Annotated in this window: 6 protein-coding genes; 4 read left to right on the top strand and 2 right to left on the bottom strand. The window is 73.0% G+C overall.

The genetic code is table 11. From position 1 onward, the window contains the following. Positions 1-54: 54 nt before the first annotated feature. The gene (gene hemW / locus ACFT55_RS18540) at positions 55-1,311 is read right to left on the bottom strand and encodes a radical SAM family heme chaperone HemW (protein ID WP_380245319.1); all 1,257 of its coding nucleotides are present in this window, start codon (positions 1,309-1,311) and stop codon (positions 55-57) included. Then, positions 1,311-3,185, bottom strand: a complete 1,875-nt coding sequence (gene lepA / locus ACFT55_RS18545) for a translation elongation factor 4 (RefSeq protein ID WP_380245320.1) — start codon at positions 3,183-3,185, stop codon at positions 1,311-1,313. The genes hemW and lepA overlap by 1 nt, the downstream gene beginning before the upstream one ends. A 201-nt stretch (positions 3,186-3,386) precedes the next feature. On the opposite strand from lepA, the gene ACFT55_RS18550 reads away from it, so the two are divergent. From ACFT55_RS18550 to rpsT, 4 genes are all read left to right on the top strand, one after another. After that, positions 3,387-3,950 (top strand): type 1 glutamine amidotransferase domain-containing protein, encoded by a 564-nt coding sequence (locus ACFT55_RS18550; protein ID WP_380245321.1) that lies wholly within the window; start codon positions 3,387-3,389, stop codon positions 3,948-3,950. Positions 3,951-3,976: 26 nt separating this feature from the next. Further along, entirely contained in the window at positions 3,977-4,774 is a 798-nt protein-coding gene (locus ACFT55_RS18555; RefSeq protein ID WP_380245322.1) for a maleylpyruvate isomerase N-terminal domain-containing protein, read from the top strand. Between the two features lie 135 nt (positions 4,775-4,909). After that, positions 4,910-5,452: a type II toxin-antitoxin system PemK/MazF family toxin gene (locus ACFT55_RS18560; RefSeq protein ID WP_380245323.1), complete on the top strand. Its 543-nt coding sequence runs from the start codon at positions 4,910-4,912 to the stop codon at positions 5,450-5,452. A 227-nt stretch (positions 5,453-5,679) separates the two neighbouring features. Beyond that, entirely contained in the window at positions 5,680-5,940 is a 261-nt protein-coding gene (gene rpsT, locus ACFT55_RS18565; protein WP_380245324.1) for a 30S ribosomal protein S20, read from the top strand. Positions 5,941-6,053 lie beyond the last annotated feature (113 nt).

Consider the following 6,053-nt stretch of genomic DNA (forward strand, 5'->3'; position numbering starts at 1 on the left):
GACTTGATCCTCAAACCGGCGGTTTGAGGATCAAGTCAGCACGCTCGACGCCCGTCAGGGGGTGAGCTCGCGGACGACGGAGTCGGCGAGCAGGCGGCCCTGGCGGGTGAGCACGACGCGGCCGCGCACGGCCTCGACCCCGTCGAGCAGGCCGCGCGCCACGAGTCCGGCGACCGCCGCCCGGCGCGATGGGTCCAGCGCGCCGACGTCCAGGCCCTCGCGCACGCGCACGCCGAGCAGCACCCGCTCGAGCTGGGCCTCGGCGGTCGTGAGCAGCTCTCGCCCGGCGCCCGGGGACGAGCCGTCCTCCAGGAGCGCCGCGTACCGACGAGGGTGCTTGACGTTCCACCAGCGCACGCCGGCGTGCTCGCCGTCGTCCGCGCCGGCCACGTAGGAGTGCGCCCCGGGACCGACGCCCCACCAGTCGTCGCCGCGCCAGTACGCCTGGTTGTGCCGGCACGCGTGCTCGGGCCCGCGCGCCCAGTTGCTCACCTCGTACCAGCCGAGGCCTGCCTCGGTGAGGAGGTCGTCGGCCAGCTCGTACTTCGCCGCCTGGTCGTCCTCGTCGGGCAGGGCGACCTCGCCCCGCCGCACCTGGGCGTGCATCTTCGTCCCGGGCTCCACCACGAGCGCGTACGCCGACACGTGGTCGACGCCTGTGGCCAGCACGGCCTCCAGCGACGTCCGCCAGTCGTCGAGGGACTCCCCGGGCGTGCCGTAGATGAGGTCGAGGGAGACGTCCAGGCCGGCGTCACGGGCCCAGCGCACGACGTCGGGCACGCGCCGCGGGTCGTGGGTGCGCTCCAGCGTGGCCAGCACGTGCGGCACGGCCGACTGCATCCCGAACGAGACCCGGGTGAAGCCTGCGTCGGCGAGCACGCGCAGCGACTCGGGGGTGACCGAGTCCGGGTTCGCCTCGGTGGTCACCTCCGCGTCGTCGGCCAGCCCCCACGCGTCGTCCACGCCGCGCAGCACCCGCGCCAGGTCGGCGGCAGGCAGCATGGTGGGCGTGCCGCCGCCGAAGAAGACGGTGGAGACGGGACGGCCGCCCAGCCCCGCGTCGTCGAGCACGCGGGCGGCCAGGGCGACCTCCCGCAGCGCCGTCGTCGCGTACGCCGCCTGGTTGGCGCCGCCGCCGAGCTCGGCCGCCGTGTACGTGTTGAAGTCGCAGTACCCGCACCGGACCGTGCAGAACGGCACGTGCACGTACACGCCGAACGGCCGGGCACCGGCCGTCCCGGCCGGCGCGCGCACCCACTCGGGCAGGGCGCCGTCGGCCGGCACGGGGACGCCGTCAGGCAGCGCGGGCACTACTTCTTCTTGTCCTTGGCGTCCTTGCCGCCGCCGCCGTCGGAGGAGAGCGCGGCGATGAAGGCGTCCTTCGGGACCTCGACGGACCCGATGTTCTTCATGCGCTTCTTGCCCTCCTTCTGCTTCTCGAGCAGCTTGCGCTTGCGGCTGATGTCGCCGCCGTAGCACTTGGCGAGGACGTCCTTGCGCATCGCGCGCACGGTCTCCCGGGCGATGACGCGGGCTCCGACCGCGGCCTGGATCGGCACCTCGAACTGCTGGCGCGGGATGATCTCCTTGAGCTTCGCCGTCATCATGACGCCGTAGTCGTACGCCTTGTCCTTGTGCACGATGGCGCTGAACGCGTCCACCTGCTCGCCCTGGAGCAGGATGTCGACCTTCACGAGGTCGGCGGCCTGGTCGCCCGAGGGCTCGTAGTCCAGCGACGCGTAGCCGCGGGTGCGGGACTTGAGGTGGTCGAAGAAGTCGAACACGATCTCGGCGAGGGGAAGCGTGAAGCGCAGCTCCACGCGGTCCTCCGAGAGGTAGTCCATGCCGAGCATCTGGCCGCGCCGGTCGTTGCACAGACCCATGACGGTGCCCACGAACTCGCTCGGCGCGAGGATGGTCGCGCGCACCACGGGCTCGCGGACCTCCTTGATCTTGCCGCCCGGGAACTCGGACGGGTTGGTCACCTTCACCTCGGTGCCGTCGTCGAGCGTGACGTCGTAGACGACGTTCGGCGCGGTGGAGATGAGGTCCAGGTCGAACTCGCGCTCGAGCCGCTCGCGCACGATCTCCAGGTGCAGCAGGCCGAGGAACCCGACGCGGAAGCCGAAGCCCAGCGCCACCGACGTCTCCGGCTCGTAGTTGAGCGCGGCGTCGTTGAGCTTGAGCTTGTCCAGGGCGTCGCGCAGGGCCGGGTAGTCGGTGCCGTCCACCGGGTACAGGCCCGAGAACACCATCGGCTTGGGGTCGCTGTACCCGCCGAGCGCCGTCCCGGCCGGCTTGGCCATGTTGGTGACCGTGTCGCCGACCTTCGACTGGCGCACGTCCTTCACACCGGTGATGAGGTAACCGACCTCGCCCGGGCCCAGGCCCTTCGTGGGGATCGGCTCCGGCGAGATGACGCCGATCTCGAGCAGCTCGTGCGTCGCGCGCGTCGACATCATCGCGATGCGCTCGCGCGGGTTGAGGTTGCCGTCCACGACGCGCACGTAGGTGACGACGCCGCGGTAGGTGTCGTAGACCGAGTCGAAGATCATCGCGCGGGCCGGGGCGTCGGCGTCGCCGACCGGTGCCGGGATCCGCTCCACGATGCGGTCGAGCAGGGCCTCGACCCCCGCTCCCGTCTTGCCCGAGACCTTGAGCACGTCCGCCGGGTCGCCGCCGACGAGGTTCGCGAGCTCCTCCGCGTACTTCTCCGGCTGCGCGGCGGGCAGGTCGATCTTGTTGAGCACCGGGATGATCTCGAGGTCGTTCTCCATCGCCAGGTACAGGTTGGCGAGCGTCTGGGCCTCGATGCCCTGAGCGGCGTCCACGAGCAGGACGGCGCCCTCGCACGCCGCGAGGGAACGGGACACCTCGTAGGTGAAGTCCACGTGGCCCGGCGTGTCGATCATGTTGAGGGCGAACGGCTCGTCGGCCACCTGCCACGGCATGCGCACGGCCTGCGACTTGATCGTGATGCCACGCTCGCGCTCGATGTCCATGCGGTCGAGGTACTGCGCCCGCATCGCCCGGGGCTCCACGACGCCGGTCAGCTGCAGCATGCGGTCGGCGAGGGTCGACTTGCCGTGGTCGATGTGCGCGATGATGCAGAAGTTGCGGATGAGCTCCGGCGCAGTGGCGTTCGGCTCGATGCGCGCACGCAGCGCGGGTCCGGGGATGGGCAACGCGATCTCGCTCCGTCAGGGTCTCTGGGTGGGTGCCGTCGGTGGTGGCGAGGCCCGGCCATTGTCCCACGACCCCGCCCGGTGCCGTCCGGCCCCCTCGACGTCGCGCGCGCCGGCGCCGCGACCCACCCGCGTGCGGGCATCCCGCGTCGCTGCCTACGGTCGGGGAACACCCGGCAAGACGACGTGAGGAGCCCTGACATGGCCGACCAGACCGACCTGACCGGCAAGCGCGTGCTGGCGATCGTGACGAGCTACGGCGTCGAGCAGGACGAGCTGGTGGTCCCGCTCGAGCACCTGCGGGGCGCGGGAGCCGAGGTCGTCGTCGCCTCGGACGAGGCGGGCGAGGTGCGCACCCTCGTCGGCGACAAGGACCCCGGACGCACCGTGCCCGCCGACACCGGCCTCCAGGACGTCGACGGCGCGTCGTTCGACCTCCTGCTCGTCCCCGGCGGCACGCTGAACGCCGACGCCCTGCGCCTGCAGGACCGCGCCGTCGAGCTCGTCCGCGAGTTCGCGACGTCCGGACGTCCCGTCGCGGCGATCTGCCACGGGCCGTGGGCGCTGGTCGAGGCCGACCTCGTGCGCGGCGCGACGCTCACCTCGTACCCCTCGCTGGCCACGGACGTCCGCAACGCCGGGGGCACCTGGGTGGACCGCGCCGTCGTGCACGACGACGGCGCCGGGTTCCCGCTGGTGACCTCGCGCACGCCCGACGACCTGGACGACTTCCTCGGCCAGGTCGACGCCGTCCTCACCGCCTGACCTGCGAGGGCGCTAGCCTCGGCGCCATGCGCGAGCCCACCGCAGCCCCGTCCCGCCCCGACGTCGACCCGCGGACCGGGCGTCGCACCGACGGCGGGCCCGAGCCGGACCGGCTCGCGCTGCTCGCCACGCTCCAGCACGAGTTCGCCGCGGCCGCCGCCGACGCCGACCTCGACGCCCGCGTCCCGGCGTGCGGCGACTGGCGGGCGCGCGACCTGGTCCTCCACCTCGCCGGGGTGCACCACTGGGCAGCCGGGATGGCGGTGGGCGACCCGACCCGGTCGGAGGATCTGCCCGAGCCCGCGGGCGGGGCGCCCGGGCTCGCCGCCCTCTACCGCCGGCACGCGACCGCCCTGCGCGTCACGCTCGACGCCGCAGGACTGGACGGCGCGGCGCGGACCTTGCTCGGCGACGGTCCCGCGTCGTTCTGGTGGCGGCGGCAGGTGCACGAGACGCTCGTGCACCTGCACGACCTGCACGCAGCCCGCGCCGGCTCGGCGACGGCCGCCCTCGGCGACGTCGCGGTCGAGGCCACCGTGTGGGGGGACGCCGTCGACGAGGTGATCACGATGTTCCAGCCCCGGCAGGTGCACCTGGGGCGGATGGCACCGCCCGCCGACGCCGTGCGCGTCGAGGCGACCGACCTCGGCTGGTCGTGGCTGCTCGGCGCCCCCGAGGCTGACGCCGCCGCGGCCGTGCGCGGGCCCGCGCACGGGCTCGCCCTGCTCCTGTGGGGGCGCCTGACGGCCGAGGAGGCCGGCATCGTCGTCGACGGCGACGCGGCCGCCGCGCGGCGGCTGCTGGACGCACCGCTCGTTCCCTGACGGCCAGACCTGGCCGGCCCTGGCCGGACCACAGCAGGGACGCTGCCCGACGCCTGCTACGCGGGGACACCGGAGACGACGGCGGTCCCCCGCACCCGATTCGCTCTCGGACGAGCCGCACGTAGGCTGTCGGCCGTGGCGAACCGATGGCTGAACCTGCTGGTGGACGTGCTGCGCTCGGCGACACGGTCGTCCTCTCGAGGGTCGTCCCGCACGACCACGAAGCCCCGCTCCCAGCCCGCGGCCCCGACCTCCCCGCGCCCCGGGGGCGCGGGCTACCCCGGCGACTACTCCGGCCCTGTGAAGACCGTGTACGCGCCGCGGCCGGACGGCGACCCGGACCCGGGTGAGGTCGTGTGGACCTGGGTGCCCTTCGAGGAGGACCACGCGCGGGGCAAGGACCGGCCCGTGCTGCTGGTCGGCCGCGACGGGCCATGGCTGCTCGGCCTGCAGCTCACCAGCAAGGACCACGACCGCGACGCGGCCCAGGAGGCGCGGTACGGGCGGCTGTGGATGGACGTCGGCACCGGTGCCTGGGACTCGCAGGGTCGCCCGAGCGAGGTCCGACTGAACCGGGTGATCCGGGTGGACCCCGGGGCCGTACGCCGCGAGGGCGCGGTCCTGGACCGTCGGACGTTCGACGAGGTCGCCCGGGCGATGGCGCGAGCGCGTCGCTGACGACCGCTGGATGCTCGACCTGGCGCCCCGCGGTGCGGAACGCCACACACTCCGGCGGTTCTCCCGCCGAGGAGCCCTCTGCTATCGTTGATGTTTGCGTGTCCGCCCAGGTCGGCGGGCACCGCCGCAGTTCCTCTCCACGGGTTCCCCACCCCAGTCCCGGAGCTGTGGCCGCCCTCTACGACCTATCCGCTCGCCGGCAGGCGAACACACCAGGAAGTCCACACGTGGCCAACATCAAGTCCCAGATCAAGCGCATCAAGACGAACGAGAAGGCGCGCCAGCGCAACAAGGCCGTCAAGTCTGAGCTGAAGACCTACGTGCGCAAGGTGCGCGAGGCCGTCGCCGCGGGCGACAAGGAGGCCGCTGCCACCGCGCTGCAGGCCGCCTCGCGCAAGCTCGACAAGGCTGTCTCGAAGGGCGTCATCCACGCCAACCAGGCCGCGAACCGCAAGTCGGCCATCGCGAAGTCCGTCGAGGCTCTCTGAGTCGTGGCGCTCGGCTCGTCTGACGGCGGGCCGGCAAGACTTCGAAGGGCGTCGCACCTCTGGGTGCGGCGCCCTTCGCGCGTCCCTGGCCAACGTTGTGGGCGGGCTGTTGG

Source organism: Isoptericola sp. NPDC057191, assembly GCF_042670225.1.
Lineage (GTDB): Bacteria > Actinomycetota > Actinomycetes > Actinomycetales > Cellulomonadaceae > Isoptericola.

Bases quoted from the DNA above. Each gene is read 5' to 3' on its own strand.
- ACFT55_RS18550 (WP_380245321.1), top strand. From the start codon at position 3,387: ATGGCCGACCAGACCGACCTGACCGGCAAGCGCGTGCTGGCGATCGTG.
- ACFT55_RS18555 (WP_380245322.1), top strand. From the start codon at position 3,977: ATGCGCGAGCCCACCGCAGCCCCGTCCCGCCCCGACGTCGACCCGCGG.